The sequence below is a fragment of the Vibrio sp. 10N.239.311.G01 genome (assembly GCF_041465805.1).
GTDB lineage: Bacteria > Pseudomonadota > Gammaproteobacteria > Enterobacterales > Vibrionaceae > Vibrio > Vibrio crassostreae_C.
This window is the reverse complement of the sequence record NZ_JBFSRM010000031.1, coordinates 17,158-38,505: the sequence shown is the minus strand read 5'-3', so window position 1 is coordinate 38,505 and position 21,348 is coordinate 17,158. Positions and strand designations below refer to the sequence as shown.

At 45.7% G+C, this 21,348-nt stretch carries 18 protein-coding genes; 4 read left to right on the top strand and 14 right to left on the bottom strand.

From position 1 onward, the window contains the following. The first annotated feature begins 94 nt into the window (after positions 1 to 94). From AB6D06_RS19725 to crp, 4 genes are all read left to right on the top strand, one after another. Positions 95 to 1,087, top strand: a complete 993-nt coding sequence (locus tag AB6D06_RS19725) for a hydrolase (RefSeq protein ID WP_019825349.1) — start codon at positions 95 to 97, stop codon at positions 1,085 to 1,087. Between the two features lie 95 nt (positions 1,088 to 1,182). Next, positions 1,183 to 1,395: a YheU family protein gene (locus tag AB6D06_RS19720; RefSeq protein WP_010435208.1), complete on the top strand. Its 213-nt coding sequence runs from the start codon at positions 1,183 to 1,185 to the stop codon at positions 1,393 to 1,395. Between the two features lie 77 nt (positions 1,396 to 1,472). Beyond that, on the top strand, positions 1,473 to 2,342 hold the full coding sequence (locus AB6D06_RS19715) for a phosphoribulokinase (protein ID WP_010435210.1): 870 nt from the start codon (positions 1,473 to 1,475) through the stop codon (positions 2,340 to 2,342). A gap of 239 nt (positions 2,343 to 2,581) precedes the next feature. Next, positions 2,582 to 3,214 carry a cAMP-activated global transcriptional regulator CRP gene (gene crp / locus AB6D06_RS19710; protein ID WP_004729651.1) on the top strand — a complete coding sequence of 211 codons (633 nt, stop codon included), beginning with the start codon at positions 2,582 to 2,584 and terminating at the stop codon, positions 3,212 to 3,214. A 177-nt stretch (positions 3,215 to 3,391) separates the two neighbouring features. Here crp and AB6D06_RS19705 read toward each other — a convergent pair whose 3' ends face one another. The 14 genes from AB6D06_RS19705 to AB6D06_RS19640 form a co-directional block, all read right to left on the bottom strand. After that, on the bottom strand, positions 3,392 to 4,183 hold the full coding sequence (locus tag AB6D06_RS19705; RefSeq protein WP_010435216.1) for a DUF1338 domain-containing protein: 792 nt from the start codon (positions 4,181 to 4,183) through the stop codon (positions 3,392 to 3,394). A gap of 213 nt (positions 4,184 to 4,396) precedes the next feature. Beyond that, entirely contained in the window at positions 4,397 to 5,854 is a 1,458-nt protein-coding gene (astD, locus tag AB6D06_RS19700; RefSeq protein WP_372111510.1) for a succinylglutamate-semialdehyde dehydrogenase, read from the bottom strand. 39 nt (positions 5,855 to 5,893) lie between these two features. Next, entirely contained in the window at positions 5,894 to 6,913 is a 1,020-nt protein-coding gene (astA, locus tag AB6D06_RS19695) for an arginine N-succinyltransferase (RefSeq protein WP_017061116.1), read from the bottom strand. Between the two features lie 107 nt (positions 6,914 to 7,020). After that, positions 7,021 to 8,232 carry an aspartate aminotransferase family protein gene (locus AB6D06_RS19690; protein WP_372111507.1) on the bottom strand — a complete coding sequence of 404 codons (1,212 nt, stop codon included), beginning with the start codon at positions 8,230 to 8,232 and terminating at the stop codon, positions 7,021 to 7,023. Positions 8,233 to 8,696: 464 nt separating this feature from the next. Further along, the gene (locus tag AB6D06_RS19685) at positions 8,697 to 9,275 is read right to left on the bottom strand and encodes an aminodeoxychorismate/anthranilate synthase component II (RefSeq protein WP_009848915.1); all 579 of its coding nucleotides are present in this window, start codon (positions 9,273 to 9,275) and stop codon (positions 8,697 to 8,699) included. 200 nt (positions 9,276 to 9,475) lie between these two features. Continuing rightward, the gene (locus tag AB6D06_RS19680) at positions 9,476 to 12,070 is read right to left on the bottom strand and encodes an ExeM/NucH family extracellular endonuclease (protein ID WP_102319997.1); all 2,595 of its coding nucleotides are present in this window, start codon (positions 12,068 to 12,070) and stop codon (positions 9,476 to 9,478) included. Positions 12,071 to 12,455: 385 nt separating this feature from the next. After that, on the bottom strand, positions 12,456 to 13,472 hold the full coding sequence (gene trpS / locus AB6D06_RS19675; RefSeq protein ID WP_016796005.1) for a tryptophan--tRNA ligase: 1,017 nt from the start codon (positions 13,470 to 13,472) through the stop codon (positions 12,456 to 12,458). Positions 13,473 to 13,622: 150 nt separating this feature from the next. Beyond that, positions 13,623 to 14,309, bottom strand: coding sequence for a phosphoglycolate phosphatase (locus AB6D06_RS19670; RefSeq protein WP_017061120.1), 687 nt, complete (start codon positions 14,307 to 14,309; stop codon positions 13,623 to 13,625). Positions 14,310 to 14,411: 102 nt separating this feature from the next. Then, on the bottom strand, positions 14,412 to 15,086 hold the full coding sequence (gene rpe, locus AB6D06_RS19665) for a ribulose-phosphate 3-epimerase (RefSeq protein WP_010435263.1): 675 nt from the start codon (positions 15,084 to 15,086) through the stop codon (positions 14,412 to 14,414). Positions 15,087 to 15,286: 200 nt separating this feature from the next. Then, positions 15,287 to 16,135 (bottom strand): Dam family site-specific DNA-(adenine-N6)-methyltransferase, encoded by an 849-nt coding sequence (locus tag AB6D06_RS19660; protein ID WP_017061122.1) that lies wholly within the window; start codon positions 16,133 to 16,135, stop codon positions 15,287 to 15,289. 69 nt (positions 16,136 to 16,204) lie between these two features. Beyond that, entirely contained in the window at positions 16,205 to 17,722 is a 1,518-nt protein-coding gene (locus tag AB6D06_RS19655) for an AAA family ATPase (RefSeq protein ID WP_372111501.1), read from the bottom strand. A gap of 79 nt (positions 17,723 to 17,801) precedes the next feature. Continuing rightward, positions 17,802 to 18,890 (bottom strand): 3-dehydroquinate synthase, encoded by a 1,089-nt coding sequence (aroB, locus tag AB6D06_RS19650; RefSeq protein WP_017066199.1) that lies wholly within the window; start codon positions 18,888 to 18,890, stop codon positions 17,802 to 17,804. 25 nt (positions 18,891 to 18,915) lie between these two features. After that, positions 18,916 to 19,434: a shikimate kinase AroK gene (gene aroK, locus AB6D06_RS19645; RefSeq protein ID WP_017061125.1), complete on the bottom strand. Its 519-nt coding sequence runs from the start codon at positions 19,432 to 19,434 to the stop codon at positions 18,916 to 18,918. A gap of 176 nt (positions 19,435 to 19,610) precedes the next feature. Next, positions 19,611 to 21,329: a type IV pilus secretin PilQ gene (locus tag AB6D06_RS19640; protein WP_372111497.1), complete on the bottom strand. Its 1,719-nt coding sequence runs from the start codon at positions 21,327 to 21,329 to the stop codon at positions 19,611 to 19,613. Positions 21,330 to 21,348: the final 19 nt, after the last annotated feature.

Sequence of the window (21,348 nt, the reverse complement as noted above, 5' to 3'; positions counted from 1 at the left end):
CCGAGAATCAACCAAGCTCAAATAAAAACGTGGGCGTTTCGTTACAAACTCAACACGTTATCAAAACCCGTATAAAGAAGCATGGATCGTTTTTATGACAATATTTACCGCAGCTGCTGGTCTCTCTAATCCGCACTTACAAACCTTAGTGCCACGGTTTATTAGGAAGCAGGCGCTGTTTCATCCTCACTGGCAAACCTTAGAAACACCCGATGGTGACTTTCTTGATCTTGCTTGGAGCGAATCACCAGACGGTGACACCTCAAATAAAAATGATCGCAGTAGCAAGCCGATATTCGTTCTATTCCACGGTTTAGAAGGTAGCTTTGAGAGCCCTTATGCCAATGGATTAATGAATGCGTTTGCTAAAGATGGTTGGTTGTCCGTGATGATGCACTTCAGAGGCTGCAGCGGAAAACCCAATCGCCTGGCTCGCGCTTACCATTCAGGTGAAGTCGAAGATGCGCGCTTTTTTCTAAGACACCTGCACGCCCAGTTTCCGAATAACCCTAAGGTTGCGGTTGGCATATCTTTAGGTGGAAACATGCTGGCGAACTATTTGGCTGAGTACGCAGACGACCCATTGCTGTCGGCGGCGACCATCGTATCTGCTCCTTTTGACTTAGCGTGTTGCTCTAGTCGTATTGAGCGTGGTTTCTCCAAGCTCTATAAGAAGTACCTGCTCAACTCTCTAAAATCGAATGCGCTAAAAAAGGTTAACCTGCTGCAGGAAAAACTTGGCATCACCGCTGAAGCCATCAAGAACATCACCAAACTGTATGAGTTTGATGAACGAATCACTGCGCCTCTGCACGGCTTCAAAAATGCCCAAGATTATTATGCGCAATGTTCTGCTCTGCCTAAGCTCAATAAGATCAAACTACCGACTCAGATCATTCATGCCAAAGACGACCCTTTCATGACCGATGATGTGATCCCAAAATTTGTTCTGCCCGATAACATCGATTATCGACTGTTTCAAAAAGGCGGCCATGTTGGGTTTATTACTGGCAGTACACTCAAGCCAAGGTTTTGGTTAGAAGAAGCCTTGCCTGCCTACTATGAAAGTATCCAAGATTCGGCATAATGACCGAGCCTTAGTAAATAGAAGTAAAACAATACTAAGCACACGCATTTCTACATCAATAAACCTATTTATGAACATAAAAGAGAGAAGTATTTATGATCATCCCATGGCAAGACATTGCGCCAGAGACACTGGAAAACCTCATCAAAGAGTTCGTGCTGCGTGAAGGCACAGACTACGGCGACGTAGAGGTTTCACTGCAAAACAAGATTGATCAAGTGAAACATCAATTAGCTTCAGGAGAAGTCAGCATTGTGTTTTCTGAGCTCCATGAAACCGTTGATATTCAAGTCACAAAACGCTTCTAAGCTGCGCTCATAAAGGAGCCGTGTTATAGTGGTAAACGATTGCTAACAAGTAAGTTACTCAAAAGACAAGGGTTGTCATGTCCGCTAAACATCCAATTATTGCGGTGACGGGTTCATCTGGAGCCGGCACCACCACCACCTCAGAAGCCTTCCGTAAAATGTTCAATATGATGGACGTGAAGGCCGCTTGGGTTGAAGGGGATAGTTTCCATCGCTTCACTCGCCCAGAGATGGATGTCGAGATCCGTAAAGCGCGCGAGCAAGGTAAGCACATCAGCTACTTTGGTCCACAAGCCAACGACTTTGGTGCGCTAGAAGAGTTCTTCCGTAAATACGGTAACGAAGGTACAGGCAAGGTACGTAGCTACCTGCACACGTTCGATGAAGCCGTTCCTTACAATCAAATGCCAGGCACCTTTACGCCATGGCAAGAGATCCCAGAAAATTCAGATGTGATGTTTTACGAAGGCCTGCACGGCGGTGTGGTTGATGGCGATATCAATGTTTCTCAACACGTCGACTTGCTGATCGGCATGGTACCTATCGTCAACTTAGAATGGATCCAGAAATTCGTTCGCGACACACGCGATCGTGGTCATTCTCGTGAAGCAGTAATGGACTCGATTGTTCGCTCGATGGATGATTACCTTAACTACATTACTCCTCAGTTTTCGCGTACTCACATCAACTTTCAGCGTGTTCCAACGGTAGACACATCAAACCCTCTCAACGCTAAAGGGATCCCAAGTTTAGACGAAAGCTTCGTTGTTATACGTTTGCGCGGCATCAAAAACGTCGATTTCCCTTACCTTTTAGCTATGATTGATGGCTCATTTATGTCTCGCCACAACACGCTTGTGGTACCAGGAGGGAAGATGAGTTTTGCTATGGAGCTCATTGTAAGGCCGATCCTACAACAACTCATCGAAACCGGAAAAATTGGTTAACAGAGCACCATTCTGGTTGATTACTTTTCATACCGTGATCATGTGCACAATTTTGCGTAAAAAATCGTAGCTTGGTCACGATTAAAATCAAGAAATAGTACCTGAAAAAGGATACTATTCTTAAACGAAACACAAGATAGCTTGCAGCGCTCAACGAGTGCTCTTATCCTACAAGTCAATCCAGGCTTAGCTAAAATACGGAAAGCGGCAAGCATACCCTGCAGAGGAAGTGAGATATTATGGTTCTAGGTAAACCTCAAACCGATCCAACATTAGAGTGGTTCCTTTCACACTGTCATATTCATAAGTACCCATCAAAAAGTACTTTGATTCATGCTGGTGAAAAGGCAGAAACCTTGTACTACATTGTTAAAGGTTCTGTGGCAGTTCTTATCAAAGACGAAGAAGGTAAGGAAATGATTCTTTCTTACCTAAACCAAGGCGACTTCATCGGTGAGCTAGGCTTATTCGAAGAAGACCAAGAGCGTACAGCTTGGGTTCGTGCAAAATCTCCTTGTGAAGTAGCTGAAATTTCTTTCAAGAAATTCCGTCAACTTATCCAAGTGAACCCAGACATCCTAATGCGTCTATCAGCGCAAATGGCAAACCGTCTACAAGTAACTAGCCAAAAAGTTGGTGACTTAGCGTTCCTTGACGTAACTGGTCGTATCGCACAAACGCTACTAAACCTAGCAAAACAACCAGATGCAATGACTCACCCTGACGGCATGCAAATCAAGATCACTCGCCAAGAGATTGGCCAGATCGTTGGTTGTTCTCGTGAGACAGTTGGTCGTATCTTGAAGATGCTAGAAGAGCAGAACCTAATTTCTGCACACGGTAAAACTATCGTGGTATATGGCACTCGTTAATCTCGATTAACTGAGCCTAAAATTTGAAAGCCACCAAATGCAAATTTGGTGGCTTTTTTGTTTTCTAAAGATCTACAAAGAAAATACGAATGAAACACCTACAGCTTCGAAGCGCAAACACTCTCGAAGCGAAGCCTATCTGCATCTTTAGGGTAAAGTCCGTACTCGTATCTTTCTTTAACCGTTAGTGCTTTCGAAGATCTTGTCAGCCGATGCTGCCACAAAACCGGTATAAAGCTCACCATTAGCCATCGCATAACGCTTAGCGAACTCATAGAAGCCTCCAGGAATCATCTCATTGCCCTCAACAAATGAAACTGGGACTTTATCTGCCATTGTTGATGATTGCTCTAATAAGACCTCTGGAGAGCCTTTAACCTGGCCACCAGATGCATTGATCGTGAAGCCTGATTCGCTCAAATAATCATTCACTGCCTGCACTTCATCAAAAGCATCGAGTTGATTAACGCTCACTGTAAAGTGGTTGGCACCGTAACCATGAGCTGCGAGCCAAGACGCGTATTCACTCTCTTTTGCAAGCACTTGGAAATCTGCGAAGCTCAAGTCCCATAGACGACCACCAAACAAGAATTCATGGCCTTGAAGCTTGCTTACGTCGACTTGCTCAACCAATTTAGCAACGATCTGTTGTAAGTCACTTGAACACTCTTCGACCTTCAACTCACTAATGAACACTTTAGGTTGATTTGGATCTGGGTGCTCGTAATGCTTCGCGACTAGCTTCTTACTCTCAAACAAGTAATCGCCACACGCTTTATAACCTAGCTCAAGGAAAGGCTTAGCCAATGTTTCAATACCTAGCGGAGCAACATTGAAAGTACGCAGTGCAATGTGATCATTAATCAGAGCTTCGTCTTCTTTCAGCAAGTGATGCACTTTCTCAGCCGATGGACAAAGCCTATGAATGTAATCGTCCCAAAGTGATTTAAAGAGTAGATCGGGCGTCATGGTGACTCCTTGTCAGAGGTTCTAGCAAGCTAGTAATTTGGATTAGAAAGGGAGAGGCTGAGACACAGAGTCAGCAGCCATCAGCCTGTGACATACTTGTTCTATTATTATCTACCGCCCAATCTAGGTGTCGGACGTGATGGAAAAGGGAAGCGATAACACCACTTCCCTATTTCAAGCTTAACCAATGAGCCTAAGACTCATTAGCCTAAATTAAAGCTCAATACCTGGGCTAAACGATGCTGGTAGTTGAGTTTCGCCACCTTCCATTGAAGCCATAGGGTAAGCACAGTAGTCAGCTGCGTAGTAAGCACTTGGACGTAGGTTGCCTGAAGCACCCGGACCACCAAACGGTGCATCACCACTTGCGCCTGTTAGCTGACGGTTACGGTTAACAATACCCGCACGGATATGGTCAACGAAGTATTCCCATTCAGAATCGTCTGTTGATACAAGGCCTGCAGACAAACCAAAGCGTGTGTCGTTAGCTAACTCGACCGCTTGCTCTAGCGATTGGTAACGAACCACTTGCAGCAATGGACCGAAGTACTCTTCATCTGGCAGTTCAGCAATATTGGTTGCATCGATAATGCCCGGAGAAACAAACGCCGCTTGACCCGCTTTTGCTTCTACTAGGCTGACACCACCTAACGATTGCAGATTAGCTTGCGCGTCTAGAATAAATTTAGCGGCAGCTTCAGAGATCTGAGGGCCCATGAAAGGAGCTGGTTCCGCGAAAGGCTGATCGACACGAATCTTTTGCGTAGCTGCGACCAGTTTATCTAGAAGCAGATCGCCCTTCTCGCCAGCAGGCACATACAAGCGACGAGCACATGTACAACGCTGACCAGCACTGATGAACGCCGATTGGATGATAGTGTATACCGTTGCGTCTGCATCACCGTATTGGTCGCTGATCACCATAGGGTTGTTGCCGCCCATTTCTAGTGCCAGCATCTTGCCCGGTTGGCCCGCGAATTGACGATGCAGGATATGACCAGTATTCGCACTACCCGTAAATAGCACGCCATCAAGACCTTTAGCATCAGCCAGTGCGATACCTGTCTCTTTAGCGCCTTGCACTAGGTTGATTACGCCAGCAGGAAGACCCGCTTCTTGCCATAGCTTCATTGCGAATTCACCCGTCCAAGGTGTCTGCTCTGAAGGCTTGAATACTACGGTGTTGCCCGATAGCAGAGCTGGAACAATATGACCGTTAGGTAAGTGACCAGGGAAGTTGTAAGGCCCAAATACCGCCATCACGCCCAATGGACGGTGACGAAGTACAATTTGGTTGCCAGCCGCTTCACGTGAAGCTTCACCTGTACGCTCGTGGTAAGCACGGATAGAGATGGCGATCTTGCCTGCCATCGCGCCCGCTTCAGTGCGAGTTTCCCAAATCGGTTTACCCGTCTCTTTTGCAATAATCTGTGCAATCTCTTCGCTGTTCTCTTTTACCTTCTCAGCAAAGTTCAACACGATCGCTTCACGCTCTGCAAAGCTCAATTTTTTCCAAACCAAGAAGGCTTCACGAGCTGCTGCTACTGCAGATTCAACCTGCGCTGGTGTTGCGCTATCACCCTGCCACACTACTTCATTGTTGTATGGGCTTACTGATGTCATGGCGTCACCTTGACCTGCCACCCACTGTCCTGCTATCCACTGAGTCATACTTCTATCCTTAAAATCTTCGACAGATAATCGCCGCTCTTACTGAGCCAACATGCGAACGAATTCGCCTTCTTTTACTTCAAGAGCGCTCGCTACTTCAGATGATAAAATCACTGTGTCGCTTGCTTGGTCATACGCACCTTTCGCGGCTACTGCGCGGAAGTTCTCAAACGAGGTATTACCAATTAGGAAGTCTTTAGAGCTAGAGTGCTCTGCAATTTGAACCTGTGCTCGAATTGAGTGACGCACAGATTCGATGTTTCTTAGATCACACTCAACCGTTGGGCCTGCATCAAAGATGTCGACATAACCACGGTTGGTGAAACCTTCACGTTCCAGCAACTTAAGTGCAGGGCGCGTATTGTCATGTACCTCTCCGATCACCGCTTGAGCTTCTTTGCTCAGTAGGTTCACGTAGATAGGTAGCTTAGGCATTAGGTCAGCAATGAAGCCTTTCTTACCAATACCGGTTAGGTAATCGGCAAGCGTGAAGTCAATCGAGAAGAAATGTTCTTGCAGCCATTGCCAGAAAGGAGAATTGCCTTCCGCATCTGATACACCACGCATCTCAGCAAAGATCGTTTTTGAGAAACGCTCTGGGTGCTCAGCCATCAGTAGGAAACGACACTTAGACATCAGTCGACCGTTTAAGCCTTTGCGGTAATCAGGACGTAAGAACAGCGTACAAATTTCGCTGCAGCCTGTGTAGTTATTACCAAACGTCAACAGCTTAACCACGTTATTCACTTTAAGGCGCTGTGAAGAGTGAACCACTTTACTGATGTGGTACGAGTAAAAAGGCACATCCCAGCCAATGGAAGCTTCGATACCCGTTGTACCAGCAACTTCGCCAGTTTCAGCGTCGAAACCCACCATTAGATAGCCTTCATCACCGGGTTCGGTCACGTCTGCTTTCGCAAAGCTGTATTCAGAATGGGTAATTCGGTTAGTTAACAATTCTTCGTTAACCGGAAGAGATGTGAATCCATGACCTGATTCAACTGCACAGGTGTGCAGCGCATCGTAATCAGACAGTTTTATTGGGCGAACAACTAGCATCAATATTCCCTCCAGATGCAAAATAGGCCCAAAACCAGAAGCTTGGGCCTTTAGCAGTACGTCATGAGATCGCTCTAATGGCGATCATTCCTATGACGCCGCTCAGGCTAAACTAGCGTAGCGATTGCTTTGTCTAGTTTTGATAAACCTTCTTCAATTTCTTGTTTAGTGATAACCAGTGATGGAGTAAAACGAACCACGTTTGCACCCGCAACCAGTACCATTAGGCCTTGCTCGCCTGCTGCTACTAATACGTCACGCGCACGCCCTTGCCATTCGTCATTCAGTGCAGCACCTAACAATAGGCCTTTACCACGAATCTCACTGAAAATTTGGTATTTGTCGTTAATCTTAGTTAGACCATCACGGAATAGCGCTTCACGCTCTTTTACGCCTTCTAGAGTCTCAGGTTGGCTAACTACGTCAACCACTGCTTCAGCTACCGCACACGCCAGTGGGTTACCACCGTATGTAGAACCGTGCGTACCAACCTTAAGGTGTGTAGCCAGTTCAGACGTCGTCAGCATTGCGCCGATAGGGAAACCGCCACCTAGAGACTTCGCTGTGCTTAGAATGTCTGGCGTTACGCCCAGACCTTGGTAAGCATAGAAGTTACCAGTACGACCATTACCTGTTTGTACTTCATCAAAAATCAACAATGCATTGTGTTTATCACACAGCTCACGAACTGTGTTCACGAATTCAGAGGTTGGCGAGATGATACCGCCCTCGCCTTGCAGAGGTTCCATCATGATGGCACAAGTGCGATCAGAGATGTGCGCTTCTAGAGCGGCAATATCGTTGTAAGGTAGGTGAGTTACATCGCCAGGTTTTGGACCGAAGCCATCTGAGTAAGCTTCTTGACCACCAACGGTTACAGTAAAGAAAGTACGACCGTGGAAACCTTGTTTGAATGCAATGATTTCAGATTTCTCAGGACCGTGAACATCCGCAGCCCAACGACGAGCTAGCTTAAGTGCTGCTTCGTTCGCTTCTGCACCAGAGTTGGCAAAGAATACTTTTTCTGCAAAACATACGTCAGTTAACTTCTTCGCTAGACGCAGTGCAGGTTCGTTAGTCATTACATTACTTAGGTGCCAAATCTTGTTTGCTTGCTCAGTAACGGCATTTACCATTGCTGGGTGACAGTGACCCAAACAGCTCACAGCAATACCACCAGCAAAGTCGATATACTCTCGGCCTTGTTGGTCCCAAACGCGTGCGCCTTCCCCTTTTACTGGGATCATTTCCATTGGGTTATAACAAGGCACCATCACCTCATTAAACAGACTACGTTCTACTTTATTTTCCACTGTCATCGTACATTCCTTCTCGATACCGCAAGCTTCGCAAATAAGCGTAATGGTTCATAAGTGAGACAAAGATATTTTGTCTCGCCATAATCCCGCTGCAGCATTATATTTACATTTAATTAACCTTTTCAATAGTAGATTATTCTTTAGCCATCCCTTACAACCAGCTAAACGTCACTACCTATGACTATTTATGCATCAATTAATCTGTTTTATGAAGCTTTTTTTACCTAAACGTATAACCAGCAACAGCAAAGCCTTACTGGCATTGCGGTATATTGGGTTCGAGACGAAATAACGCGAATAATTTTGCATAGGCTAAAAACTTAGCCTGACGAGGGAGAAATGTTATAAAAAGTGATCGGCGTCAGAGGGATGAAGACGCGTAGCGCCCGAATTTAAACGCTTAACGGGTAATGGAATACGTTAAACTGGCTTATTTAGACGGAGAAAGAGTCAAATTTAAACACTCAGCGTGCTAGGAAGTTAGCGAGAAGCTGGTGTCCTTGCTCTGTTTTAATCGATTCAGGGTGAAATTGGACGGCATCAATCGGCAAGGTTTTGTGTTGATAACCCATGATCTCATCCATGCTACCATCTTCAAATTCCGTCCAAGACGTCAGCTCAAAACAGTCTGGTAATGTGCCGTTTTTCACCACTAAAGAGTGGTAACGAGTCACAGTCAGAGGGTTATTGAGACCTTGAAAAACACTCTTCCCGTTATGACGAATAGGCGAGGTTTTACCGTGCATCACTTGTCTGGCTCTCACCACTTCACCACCAAAGACTTGAGCAATGGCTTGATGACCAAGACACACACCTAAGATCGGCAGCTTACCAACGAAGTGTTCAATCACCTGCAGCGAAATTCCCGCATCATCGGGCGTACATGGGCCCGGCGAGATAACAAGATGGCTAGGATTTAGCGCTTCGATGCCCGCAATATCAATCTCATCGTTGCGAACAACTTTTACAGTTACCCCTAACTCACAGAAATACTGATACAAGTTATAGGTAAAAGAGTCGTAGTTATCGATGATAAGTAACATGGGTCGAAATCGTTTGCTAAATACTAAAGGATTGGGAGATATAGGGGCGGTATTGTGCAATACCCATAGCGAAAGGCAAGTGGAAACTGCATTTCGCCAATAATTAAGGCCAACCTAAGTTGACCTTAATTGTTTACAGATAGCGTTAAGTTATCTGAATTGGCTTACTTGTATGGCAAGCCAATCTATTTGTGATTGAGCTACTTACGACGACGCCACATTGCTAAGCCAAATAGTGACATAAGAGCACCGAAGCCAAATGAACCGCCTACTCTTAGCTCAAGAACGGCAGGATCATGATCCGATGAACGGAAGTGATCTTGGTACTTAGGTAGGTCACCTTTGTACTCTTCGTTGTAGTCAAACAACGTCGACTCACCACCATTGATGTGCCAATCGGTAGCATCGACAACCCTATCTTTCAGGCTTTCGCTGATCAGCAGGTGGTCTAGAGCGCCAACTTCATCATTGTATGAGTAGCTCCAGCTGTCTGGGTGCTTTTGAGCCACAGCATTGATATAACCGTAGTTCTTCGTAATCACCGCACCGCTATCACCAAACTGCTCAACACCATCAATGTAGGTATTACGAGCTGCTTTGATCTGCTTGCCGTATTTCTCTTCCGAGTAATCGGTTAGCACCAGCATTGGATCTTCCATGCCGTACGAGTTCATATCACCCAGGATCACTTTGTGACCTTTGATGCCATCGAGCGCTTCACCTAATGCAACCGCCGCAGCAACACGGAAGTTCTCACATGAACCTTGCTTATCGGCATCAACGCCGCCTTGGCCGCCCTGCTCAATCGGAGCAGCATCTTCCCAACACTTAGAGCCTTTCGATTTAAAGTGGTTGATCGCTACGGTGAGTTTCTCTTTGGTGCCTTTAACTTTAAAGGTTGGCGCCAATGAGTCACGTTGGTAGTTCTTACCGTCTTCAATCACCTTGCCTGAATCGTCTAACACCTCTGGTGCTTGTTGGCTTGGCATCGCGATAACACGGCTGTCTTTAAGCTTAACCACCTTCTTACGGTAGATAACACCCGTTGTGATAACGTCAGTACCAATAGAGTCCATCTCGTCGGTTACGCCGTCTTCGTTCGAGTCGACAGCCACAAAGGTATAACGGTCTTTCTTACGCTCAATGCGATCATTCAGTTGGTTTACAAGTTGCTGAATGGCAGAGCCTTCACCAAAGCCATTGTTCTCAATTTCCATCAAGCCAATGATGTCTGCATCTAAGCGAAGAATCGCGTTCACAATCTTCTCTTGCTGCATCTCAAACTCAGTGATGGTGTTCGCGCCACGGTTATTGCCGTGCTGATTCGCGTCGCCACCAAATGGAGAGTTGAAGTAGTTCAATACGTTGAAGGTCGCAATACGTAGGTCGCCTTCATCCATGTCTGGTTTGTCGGTACGCGGATCGTTACGCACATAGTTTTCAGCCGAGATCTGGTTAGTCGCAATTAAACGGTACTCACCGTAGCTGTAAGTCAGCACGCCTTCTAGGCCAACAATGGTGTCATCAATGCGGATGTAATCTTCTGTTGAACCATCTTGGTCGATATCAGTGCGGCCAAAATCTGGGTAGAAAGGGACTTGTCCATCAGCCGCTTTTTGATCGGTTTCAACGAAAAGACGGCGGTCTGCGTTGTCTTCAGTTTGCTGCTTCGCTTCGTCAGATCCCGCGGCGAAAAGCTGGTTCGGCTGCATGTTAATACGCTCATGCGCCAGTACCATGTTGTTACGACGACCTGCGTAGTCATAACCAAAGGCACGCGTCACACGCATATCAAGCGCTTCGGTTGTTTTCACCAACATGCCTTCGTAGCGTTCAAGCGTTGCAGCGAAGTTCTCGTCACTGTCTAGCACTTCAATCGCCGTAGCTTCAGGTGCCTGCTGCTCGCCCTGTTTTAGCCATTGGTTGTTTTCTACTTTCAGCTGAGTGTGGCTGTAGTATTCTTGAACCTTGCCTTTCACACACACTACATCACCGGCTACTAGCTCTGAGCTCGACTGGTTGGTATGAATAAATAGACCCTCAGAAGTGCTTGAGTTGAAATCATCCTCAAGTGCTTGCAGGTAGAAGCCTTTAGTTAGGCCTGTTGTTACCGCACTTACCACACCTTTTACGAAATATTCATCGTCGGTGATGTATGGGTAGCCATCGATGAATGGCGATGTAGCGCCCTCACCTTGGATTTCTTGAATGGTGGTGAATACTGGGTCAGAGCCATCTTGTGTACAAGTGAACGCTTCTGGCAGTTCAACGCTGTCTAGTGAACCTAGGCCTTCAATGCTGTCTTTTGGTAACGATACCCATTGTGAAGCATCAAACGTCGCAGAAGGTGTTTGTGTCGCACGAACCAAAGTAACATCTTTGCCCCAGTCCACATCGCCCATCAAACCAACAACATCATGTACCGAGCCGTCTGAATTCAAGATAGCCAGCGGGTCGTCACCATTATGATTGGCGATAGAGGCATTAATGATGTCAGCTTGAGCTTTAATCTCATCACTCGCACTAGAATGTGCGACCACGAGTACTTCACCGGGTGCTAAAACGTGTCCATCTAAAGGTAAAGTGGCACCCCATGATCCGTTGCCATTGGCAGATTTCGCCAATGAGTAACCATCTAAACTAATGCTGCTATCGCCACTATTGGCAATCTCAACCGCTTTGTTATAGCTGCCGCCTTCCACATATTGTGAAATAAACAAATCAGCGTGTGCGCTTGTAGTTAACAAGCTACCAATTGCCACTGCTAGCAATGAAGGTTTGTGTAAAAGAGCCATCCGTTTCACCTGAGTTCATCGAGTTATAGTCACTGCCATCTATGGGCAGTCATGTATTTTGTGGTAACTATCAGGTTTATTTATGAAAGGAATAAGTCAGTTGGCAAGAAAATGAGGAACTTATCACTTTGGAATCATCAATTGTTTGGCACGTTATATATTTCCAACATATATAGAAACGAGTGTGATTTTATAAAGCTTGAGGGTACCAAATAAGATCATCTGCACAGCATTACAGCGATGGATATGCTAGCTAAATACTGGGTAAATTATCAATTCAAACAAGGGGGTTTCGAGGAAGGCAAATGGAATGGGCATGAAAAAGCCCAAAGTAAACAACAGCTACTTTGGGCTCAAATTCTCAAGCGAGTTGTGTTAGTTCACCCTATGGGCGAGTAACAAAACCTACTGCTTCGTATGCTTTTTTCAGTGTCACTGCAGCACGTTCAGAGGCTTTTTCAGCACCGGCTTTCATTACTGCGTCCATGTAGGCACGGTCAGCACGGATACGGTGATATTCAGCTTGAATCGGCTCAAGCATCTCAACCAATGCTGCGCCTACGTCTTTCTTGAACGGACCGTACATTTCAACGCCTTGGTACTGCGCTTCGATCTCTTCGAACGTTTTACCCGTCGCTGCAGAGTACAGACCCATTAGGTTAGAGATACCCGCTTTGTTTTCCCAATCGTGAGCAATGCGTGGTGGTGTTTCTGCATCGGTTTGCGCTTTGTTGATCTTCTTGATGATCGACTTAGGCTCTTCTAGCAGAGTAATCACGTTCTTACGGTTGTCGTCCGACTTAGACATCTTCTTCGTCGCGTCTTGCAGGCTCATTACACGTGCATTCACTGTTGGAATGTAAGGTTCTGGTACTTGGAAGATTGGCGTTTCAGGACCGTAGATGTTATTGAAGCGAGTTGCGATATCACGCGCTAGCTCTAGGTGTTGTTTCTGGTCGCTACCTACTGGCACTTGGTGAGCACCGTAAAGCAGGATATCTGCAGCCATCAACACTGGGTAATCGTATAGGCCTACGTTTACGTCATTTGAGTGACGTGCAGACTTATCTTTAAACTGAGTCATACGGCTCAGTTCACCCATTTGTGTGTAACAGTTAAGAAGCCAACCAAGTTGAGCATGCTCTGGTACGTGTGACTGAACAAATAGCGTGCTCTTCTTTGGATCAACACCGACAGCAAGACAGATTGCTAATGCGTCTAGGGTCGCTTCATGCAGTGCTTTCGGATCTTGGCGAACCGTAATTGCGTGAAGGTCTACAACACAGTATTGGCAATCGTAATCATCTTGCATCTGTTGCCATTGACGTAGAGCACCCAAGTAGTTACCGATACTCAGTTCACCAGATGGTTGAACACCACTCAATACGATGGGCTTGCTCATGGTTTTAATTCCTTTGCTTATTCGCTAAGTTTATTGAACGCTTAGCTTCTTAACTTAAATATAGAAAAGCCGCACAGCTCTTCTGTACGGCTCATCCAGTGTACTCATTGATAAGTATTTTGCTAGTAGGTTAGCTAACTTTTGTCCGCTTTATGCTGAAACTAGAACGACATCTAGTAATTGCGCGACGTTATCCGCGACATAGTCAGGGTTTGATGCTGAAATCGGCTCGCCGTGGTTATAACCGTAAGTCAGACCAAACGAGTGACAACCTGCATTCTTAGCCGCTTTAATGTCGTTGCTTGAATCGCCAACCATCAACATCTCTTCCGCTTTTACATTGTGCTTTTCTAGCAACCAGTTCAGAGCGACTGGGTTCGGTTTTTTCTCTGGGAAAGAGTCGCCACCCAACACATCAACAAAGTACTTATCAATACCGTGTTGCGCCAGTACGTCTGGTACAAACTTCGATGGCTTGTTGGTAACCAGCGCCATAGTGAAGCCGGCTTTATCCAGCTCAGCCAGCGTCTCTTTAACCGATGGGTAAAGGTGACTTAGCTTGTGACCGCCCTGCTCATAGAAATCATCAAACAGGATGCGTGCTTTTTTCAGGAGCTCTGGCTCTAGGCTTGGGTCTACCGTCAAGTTACGGCTGAGTGAACGTCCGATAAGAACATCAGCACCATTACCTACGTAGTCGCGAACTTGTTCTTCGCTCACTGAAGGGAAACCCAACTCCTGACAAGCTTGGTCAGCAGCAACGGCCAAATCAGGCACGCTGTCTAACAAGGTTCCATCCAAATCAAAGGCGATCAGTTTTATTGAGCTTAATGACATCTTACTTTCCTATTTATTATGTTCGTCTTATGAGTTGAGCTATAAGACGTAAAAAAGGGGCAAATTAGCCCCTTAATATTCAATCTATCTGTAGTTTTACGATTATGCGTTTACTTTTGCAAGCTCTGCACGCATCTCATCAATCACTTCTTTGTAATCTGGTTGATTGAAGATAGCTGAACCCGCAACGAACATATCTGCGCCCGCTTCTGCGATTTCACGGATGTTATCAACCTTCACGCCGCCATCAATCTCAAGGCGAATGTCACGGCCTGACTCATCAATCAGCTTACGAACAGCACGTAGTTTATCTAGCGTGTGCGGAATGAAAGATTGACCGCCGAAGCCTGGGTTCACAGACATCAGTAGAATCATGTCTACTTTGTCTAGGATGTAATCTAAGCAAGAAAGCGGCGTTGCAGGGTTAAGAACCACACCCGCTTTACAGCCGTGCTCTTTGATTAGCTGTAGAGTGCGATCGATGTGCTCTGAAGCTTCAACGTGGAAGGTAATCATTGATGCGCCGGCTTTAGCAAACTCAGGCACGATGCTGTCTACTGGCTTAACCATAAGGTGAACATCGATAGGAGCCGTAATACCGTAGTCGCGCAGCGCTTTACAGATAGGCGCGCCAAAAGTCAGGTTAGGTACGTAGTGGTTGTCCATCACATCGAAGTGCACAACATCAGCACCAGCTGCGAGTACTTTTTCTACGTCTTCACCAAGACGAGCAAAATCTGCAGACAAAATCGATGGAGCGATTAGAAAATCTTTCATACCAAACCTCTTAAGAGTGAGTAAATTGCGAATATCACCGCCTTGTGACATCTCATATACAAATACAAGACTCAATTCCAAGACTATTTGGTGTGCAATTCTACCTAAGCAACTAAGCAGATCCTAGCAGTTCGAAAGATTAGTTTATGAAAGTACCCGTTGGTCACTCAATTTAATGAGTTCGAGGGTTATGTTGGCCGCTACAATTCTTCTGAAGCGTGTTGCTGGTTTTTCTCTTTATGAAAAAGTGCCAGTAACTCATCGACTTTATTGCGCCCTGCGCCATTACGGCTAATGGTGCGCTTAACCTTGACCACGTTCAGTTCTGCACCATGGTATAAACGGCGCGTTAAGGTGGTGTCATGGTTTGAGATCAAGACAGGGATGCCTCGTTCCATCGCTGCTTTTTCAGCAACATCCGCCAGTGCAGCTTGGTCATCTAAGCTAAAGCCATTACCTGCGTAAGAGGTAAAGTTTGCCGTGTTCGATAGTGGTGCGTATGGAGGATCGCAGTAAACCACACAGCCTTTGCGCGCGCGGCTAAAGGTTTCATGGTATCCCTCACAGACGAAGGTGGCTTTTTTCGCTTTCTCGGCAAAAAATTCCAGCTCAGCTTCTGGGAAGTAAGGTTTTTTATAAGAACCAAATGGAACGTTAAAACCGCCCTTCTTGTTGTAACGACATAGGCCATTGAAGCCAAATCGGTTCATATACAAGAAAGCCAATGAACGATACATGACGTTATCTGTACCATTGAACTCAGCGCGAATATCTAAGAAGGCTTCTTTACGGTTGTTCTCAGGACAGAACCAGCGCTTCGCTTCCGTGATATAAGTTTCAGGATCGGTTTTAAGCAGGTTGTACAGGTTGATAAGATCGGGATTGATATCTGCAAGCAGGTACTGTTCAAAGTCAGTATTCAGAAATACTGAGCCGGCACCGACAAACGGTTCTACCAATTTACGAGCAGGTGGCAGGTGACGTTGGATGTCTTCAACTAGGCCATATTTACCACCAGCCCATTTTAGAAAGGCACGCTGCTTTTTCATTTACTGCTCTATCTATCAACTCAAAAATAAGGCTGCGGAATGTAACATATTTTGAGGCTAAGCTCAGGGTTATTTCGCACGTTCTATCTCTCGATGCACTTGATTCATCGATTTTGCCCAAGGTTCCAACTGTTGAAGGGGTTTTGATAACGCACTTACCGCGTCTCTCGCCACTTGAATCGTTGGGTAATCTTGATAAGTGATAATAAACCACTTGGTGTCGTTGCGAAGTGTTGGGTAAATACGAACCTTGTTCTCAAGGTCATACTCTTCAATGAAAGACTGTACGTCGTCCAATGAGGTCATCGCACTCAACTGCAAAGTATAAGCTCGCGGAGAGATAGCTTGTAACTCTTCGCGAGAAAATGAGAATGTAATTTTCTTAGTCGGTGGCGTGGACTGTGTTAGGTCTGTTGCTTCATCGGCTGAAGGCTGTGACTCCACTTTGTCTGCATCTGATTGCGAACTCACCGCGGCACCTGTGTTTTCTTCAACAGCAGCATCAATCGCACTGGTATCGGCACTTTCAGGTTTATCATCAAGCAAGGCATCAACCACATCAGAGGTGATTACGACACGCTGCTGATCTTGTTCGACTTCTCCAACACTCGCGGTATCTTCAACGACAGTCGGTGGCAAAGATGAGCTGTCGTCATCAGCACCTTGATAACTCATGTCAGCTTCGGCTTCAGAATCGTCCATTCCGTCGATTCCAGCTTGCTCGGTACCACTTTCCACTTCAAAAGTTGGGATAGCTGTCTGTTCAATCGGAGCGATAAGAGATTGCGCTTTATCGTCAGGGGTTGGTTGACTGAACATCCACCAATAACCACCACCAATTAAAATCAACAGCAAGGCCACCACAATCGCGATATTGATGGGTGAGCCAATAATTGAGCGAATAATAATCCTTTTTTCCACTTTCAATTCTCCTAAAGCCATTAACCCACCGGGCAGAGGTTGCGCTTTATTAAACGCACGTCGCACGCAAGTTTCAGACTCATCATCAACATATCGAATCACCAGTGATTCAAAGAAATGTTCAGCTTCTGGTTGCGAAAGGTCATCGATCTCAAGATCGATAGGTTTGTGTTGTTGACCGTAGCTCAAACGCGTTAATAACGTATCTAAGTGGCCAGGTTCCGAGAAGAGAACGATATTGATCGTCCATTGAGGGTTTGATTGAGCTTCCAGTACCAACATCCATAATTCGGATACCAATAGCTCAGAAAGTCGTTGGGCATCATCAACGACGATAACCACATTACACGGTTCTCCATCCAGTAACCTTGTTAGGCTATCCGATAAAGAATCATGTTGATTAAACAGGGGATCAGAAACAATTTGGCTAAGAATGAGCGCACGGCGTTGTTGATCGTCTTGGCTTGGATGACAAAGCAGTAAACACTGATTTTTTTCTGTCGACCATGCTTCAAGATAACGCTGAGCCAACCAAGATCGGCCAGAGCCAGCTTTGCCCGCCACCGTCACAAGGTTTGAACCAAAGTTAGTCAAAAGCTGTAAGCGCTCTAGCAGCTCAACTTGAGATTCTAACTCTAATACTCTTAATTCATGAGCCAAACTCATTGGGGATCCCTACTGATAAGATCGATCAGTAAAACGCTTCAGTTGCCTAGAGTTTAGCTAGGCAACCTCACAACCAAATTTAAAGAGTACGGCAGAAATCGATCGCTTGTTTAATGATGTCTTGAGGCACATCAGCAACCACTTCAGCAGTACCAATACTTGTTGGTAATACCAAACGCAACTGACCAGACAGCACTTTTTTATCGCGCATCATGTGCTTCATAAAGTCTTCAAAAGACATGCTTTCTGGCGTATGGATTGGTAGTTTCGCATTCTTGAGTATAGAAATAATTCGCTCAAGTTGCTGCTGAGAGATCAGTCCCTGTAATTGAGCTGTTTTAGCTGCCATTACAGTGCCTGACGACACAGCTTCACCATGTAGCCAAATACCATAGCCTAGTTCTGCTTCAATCGCATGACCAAATGTATGACCTAGGTTCAATAACGCTCTGATTCCTGACTCTTTTTCATCTAGAGCCACCACTTCAGCCTTAATTGCACAACAACGAGCAATCGCGGTAATCAGTGCTTCTTCATCAAGTTGATAAAGTTTCTCTAGATTCTGCTCCAACCAATCAAAGAAGGCTTCATCGTAAATGATGCCGTATTTGATCACCTCAGCAATGCCCGCTGCAAACTCACGCTCTGGAAGCGTTGATAAACAGTTGGTATCGATGATCACAGATTTCGGTTGGTAAAAAGCGCCGATCATATTCTTACCAAGAGGATGGTTTACTGCGGTTTTACCACCAACAGAAGAGTCCACTTGAGAAAGAAGGGTCGTCGGGATTTGAATGAAATCAATACCGCGCTGGTAACAAGAGGCAGCAAAACCGACCAAGTCACCGATAACACCACCTCCTAAAGCAATCACCACCACATCGCGGCTGTAATTTCCTTCAAGCATGTAGCTCATCACTGAATTGAACGTTTCAAGGGTTTTGTACTGTTCACCGTCTGGCAGCTCGAGAAGAGATGTCTGACAGCCGACTTGATCCAATAGCGATAAAATTTTATCAGCATAAAGAGGCGCTACTGTCACATTACTGATAACAACAACTTTCTGCTTACCTGATAAAAAAGAAAGGTACGCCGGGTCTTCAAATAACCCGGCGCCAATAGAGATAGGGTAGCTACGCTCAGCTAGATTGACCGTAATCCGTTCCATGGGTTTGCTCTCCGAAAAAATGAACTTAACGTTCTTCTAGCATTTTTACGATCTGGTTGGCTACCACTTTTGCACTTTGGTCGTCAGTACGAACTGTGTAGTCCGCCACTTCTTCGTATAGTGCGTTGCGAGATACAGCTAGATCTTCTAGCACATCACGCGGGTTGTCTGTTTGAAGTAGAGGGCGTTTCTTGTCGCGGTTAGTGCGAGCAAGTTGCTTTTCAATTGTTGTCTCTAGGTATACAACAATGCCTCGTGCAGATAGACGGTTACGGTTTTCTTTGCTCAACACTGAACCACCACCTGTCGCAAGAACAATACCTTGTTCTTCTGTCAGATCATTGATTACAGATTCTTCGCGCTTACGGAAACCTTCTTCGCCCTCAACATCAAAAACCCATGCGATGTCTGCGCCAGTGCGCTCTTCGATCACAGTGTCAGAGTCTAGAAACTCCATATGAAGTTGGGAAGCTAGGTGTCTACCAATTGTACTTTTGCCGGCGCCCATTGGGCCAACAAGAAAAATATTGCGTTTCTCAGCCATGTTTTTAGCAGTAATTTACAACGTTAATTCAATGACATCGCCACAAGGTAGGTCAGTACAAGTACTGAAATTAAAAGGCCCGTGGCACCGATTCCTCACAGATAATTCGTGATAAGACCCGAAATTATCAAGGTTAGGTGCCACTAATGCAACTTTATTTTTAATCTAATTGTTCATTACTGAATCACAACTTTGGGTGTGACAAAAATAAGTAGTTCACTTTTACCCACATTTTCATAGCTGCGACGGAACAATGCGCCCAAAACTGGCAGGTCCCCCAACAGAGGAACTTTATCCACTGTACTGCTCACGCTGTGCTGAAATATCCCGCCAAGCACGACAGTTTCACCATTATTAACAAGCACTTGCGTACCTATTCTTTGCGTATCAATGGCGACCGCTTCACCGTTTCCAGTTTTTACCACTTGCCCTGGCCTATCTTGAGTCACGCTCAAATCCAATACCAAACGATTGTCGGGTGTGATCTGCGGTGTCACCTTAAGACTCAACACCGCTTTCTTAAATGCAACCGACGTAGCGCCACTTGAAGATGACTCTAAGTAAGGAATTTCAGTACCTTGCTCAATATAAGCCGGCTTTTTATTGGTGGTGATTAAGCGTGGACTAGAAATGATTTCAGCTTTTGACTCTTGTTGCAGTGCCGACAGTTCAAGATCGAGTAAGGTATCTGAACCCAGTTTGGCCACCTGAAACGCAATACTCGAGGCGTTCGGCGATGTTGCCCCTAAATTGACGTTGAGATAGTCATCAATCACGCTGCTGCCGCTATCGTCGTCATACGGCGTAATCGCTGATGGGTGGTTACCTTCGATTGAGCCACCAACGGTGAAGCTTCCGTTGGTTGAGGAAACGCCCCAGCGCACGCCAAGCTCATCAAGATTACCCTCAGTAACCGTGACAATACGCGCCTCTATCTGTACCTGCTTCACGGGAATGTCTAACGATTCAATGATGCCTCGGATCACGGCAATGTTTTCTTCCAATTCACGAATGAGCAGTGAGTTGGTGCGCTCATCAATGGTAATCGAACCACGATCGGACAACATGCTGACCGCACCTTCACCTCCAATCATGTCAGCGATGTCGGTGGCTTTAGCAAAGTTAATCTTGATGATTTCCGATTTAAGCTCCCCTAACTCCTCTTCTAAGCGCGATTTCTCTAACGCTTGTTGCTCTCGAAGGTCGAGCTCCGCTTTCGGCGCGACCAAGATAACATTGCCATCAACACGCTTATCCAAGCCTTTAACTTGCAAGATAATGTCGAGAACTTGCTGCCAAGGTACGCCATCTAAGCGTAACGTCAGGTTTCCGGCTACCGAATCAGACACCACGAGATTGAAGTCGTTGTAATCGGCAATCAGTTGCAGGACATTTCGTACCGGGATATCCTGGAAGTTAATCGATATCAGCTTGCCCTCTTTCTCTAGAACGCTTTTTTCTTTGGTCGCTTCATCGAGCACCGGTTTGCTGATCACCACCTCAATAAAGCGCCCCTTTAGGTTGTATTCATACTGATAGTCATTGCTAATCGTCGCTAGAAGCCGAGTGCTTGGTGTCTCTTTATAGACTTCAATGCCTTCAACCAAGGTAGCGAAATCCTTCACATCCAGCAGGTAGAGCTTGTCATCATCAACTTGAGTATTGATTAGCTCGATACTTAACCCTTCCTGAGCTCGTTGAACATCCACCACTGCTGTGCTGGTCGCCAGCTCAATAATGATGACGGCGTCTTTATCCTTATTGACCCTAAAATCAATATTCTCCAATTTGTTCGGTAAGCTCTCGGCATGGCTGAGCACGCTAACAACCAACATCACAGACACAGCAAAACCTTGTAGAGCCTTGCTCACTAATCCACTTATTCCTTTAATCATATTTACATCTCATATCCAC

Bases quoted from the DNA above. Each gene is read 5' to 3' on its own strand.
- crp (WP_004729651.1), top strand. From the start codon at position 2,582: ATGGTTCTAGGTAAACCTCAAACCGATCCAACATTAGAGTGGTTCCTT.
- AB6D06_RS19670 (WP_017061120.1), bottom strand. From the start codon at position 14,309: ATGTCATTAAGCTCAATAAAACTGATCGCCTTTGATTTGGATGGAACC.
- AB6D06_RS19640 (WP_372111497.1), bottom strand. From the start codon at position 21,329: ATGATTAAAGGAATAAGTGGATTAGTGAGCAAGGCTCTACAAGGTTTT.
- aroB (WP_017066199.1), bottom strand. From the start codon at position 18,890: ATGGAACGGATTACGGTCAATCTAGCTGAGCGTAGCTACCCTATCTCT.
- aroK (WP_017061125.1), bottom strand. From the start codon at position 19,434: ATGGCTGAGAAACGCAATATTTTTCTTGTTGGCCCAATGGGCGCCGGC.
- AB6D06_RS19705 (WP_010435216.1), bottom strand. From the start codon at position 4,183: ATGACGCCCGATCTACTCTTTAAATCACTTTGGGACGATTACATTCAT.
- AB6D06_RS19660 (WP_017061122.1), bottom strand. From the start codon at position 16,135: ATGAAAAAGCAGCGTGCCTTTCTAAAATGGGCTGGTGGTAAATATGGC.
- AB6D06_RS19685 (WP_009848915.1), bottom strand. From the start codon at position 9,275: ATGTTACTTATCATCGATAACTACGACTCTTTTACCTATAACTTGTAT.
- trpS (WP_016796005.1), bottom strand. From the start codon at position 13,472: ATGAGCAAGCCCATCGTATTGAGTGGTGTTCAACCATCTGGTGAACTG.
- astD (WP_372111510.1), bottom strand. From the start codon at position 5,854: ATGACTCAGTGGATAGCAGGACAGTGGGTGGCAGGTCAAGGTGACGCC.
- AB6D06_RS19655 (WP_372111501.1), bottom strand. From the start codon at position 17,722: ATGAGTTTGGCTCATGAATTAAGAGTATTAGAGTTAGAATCTCAAGTT.
- AB6D06_RS19680 (WP_102319997.1), bottom strand. From the start codon at position 12,070: ATGGCTCTTTTACACAAACCTTCATTGCTAGCAGTGGCAATTGGTAGC.
- AB6D06_RS19725 (WP_019825349.1), top strand. From the start codon at position 95: ATGACAATATTTACCGCAGCTGCTGGTCTCTCTAATCCGCACTTACAA.
- AB6D06_RS19715 (WP_010435210.1), top strand. From the start codon at position 1,473: ATGTCCGCTAAACATCCAATTATTGCGGTGACGGGTTCATCTGGAGCC.
- AB6D06_RS19720 (WP_010435208.1), top strand. From the start codon at position 1,183: ATGATCATCCCATGGCAAGACATTGCGCCAGAGACACTGGAAAACCTC.
- AB6D06_RS19690 (WP_372111507.1), bottom strand. From the start codon at position 8,232: ATGACAGTGGAAAATAAAGTAGAACGTAGTCTGTTTAATGAGGTGATG.
- astA (WP_017061116.1), bottom strand. From the start codon at position 6,913: ATGCTAGTTGTTCGCCCAATAAAACTGTCTGATTACGATGCGCTGCAC.
- rpe (WP_010435263.1), bottom strand. From the start codon at position 15,086: ATGAAAGATTTTCTAATCGCTCCATCGATTTTGTCTGCAGATTTTGCT.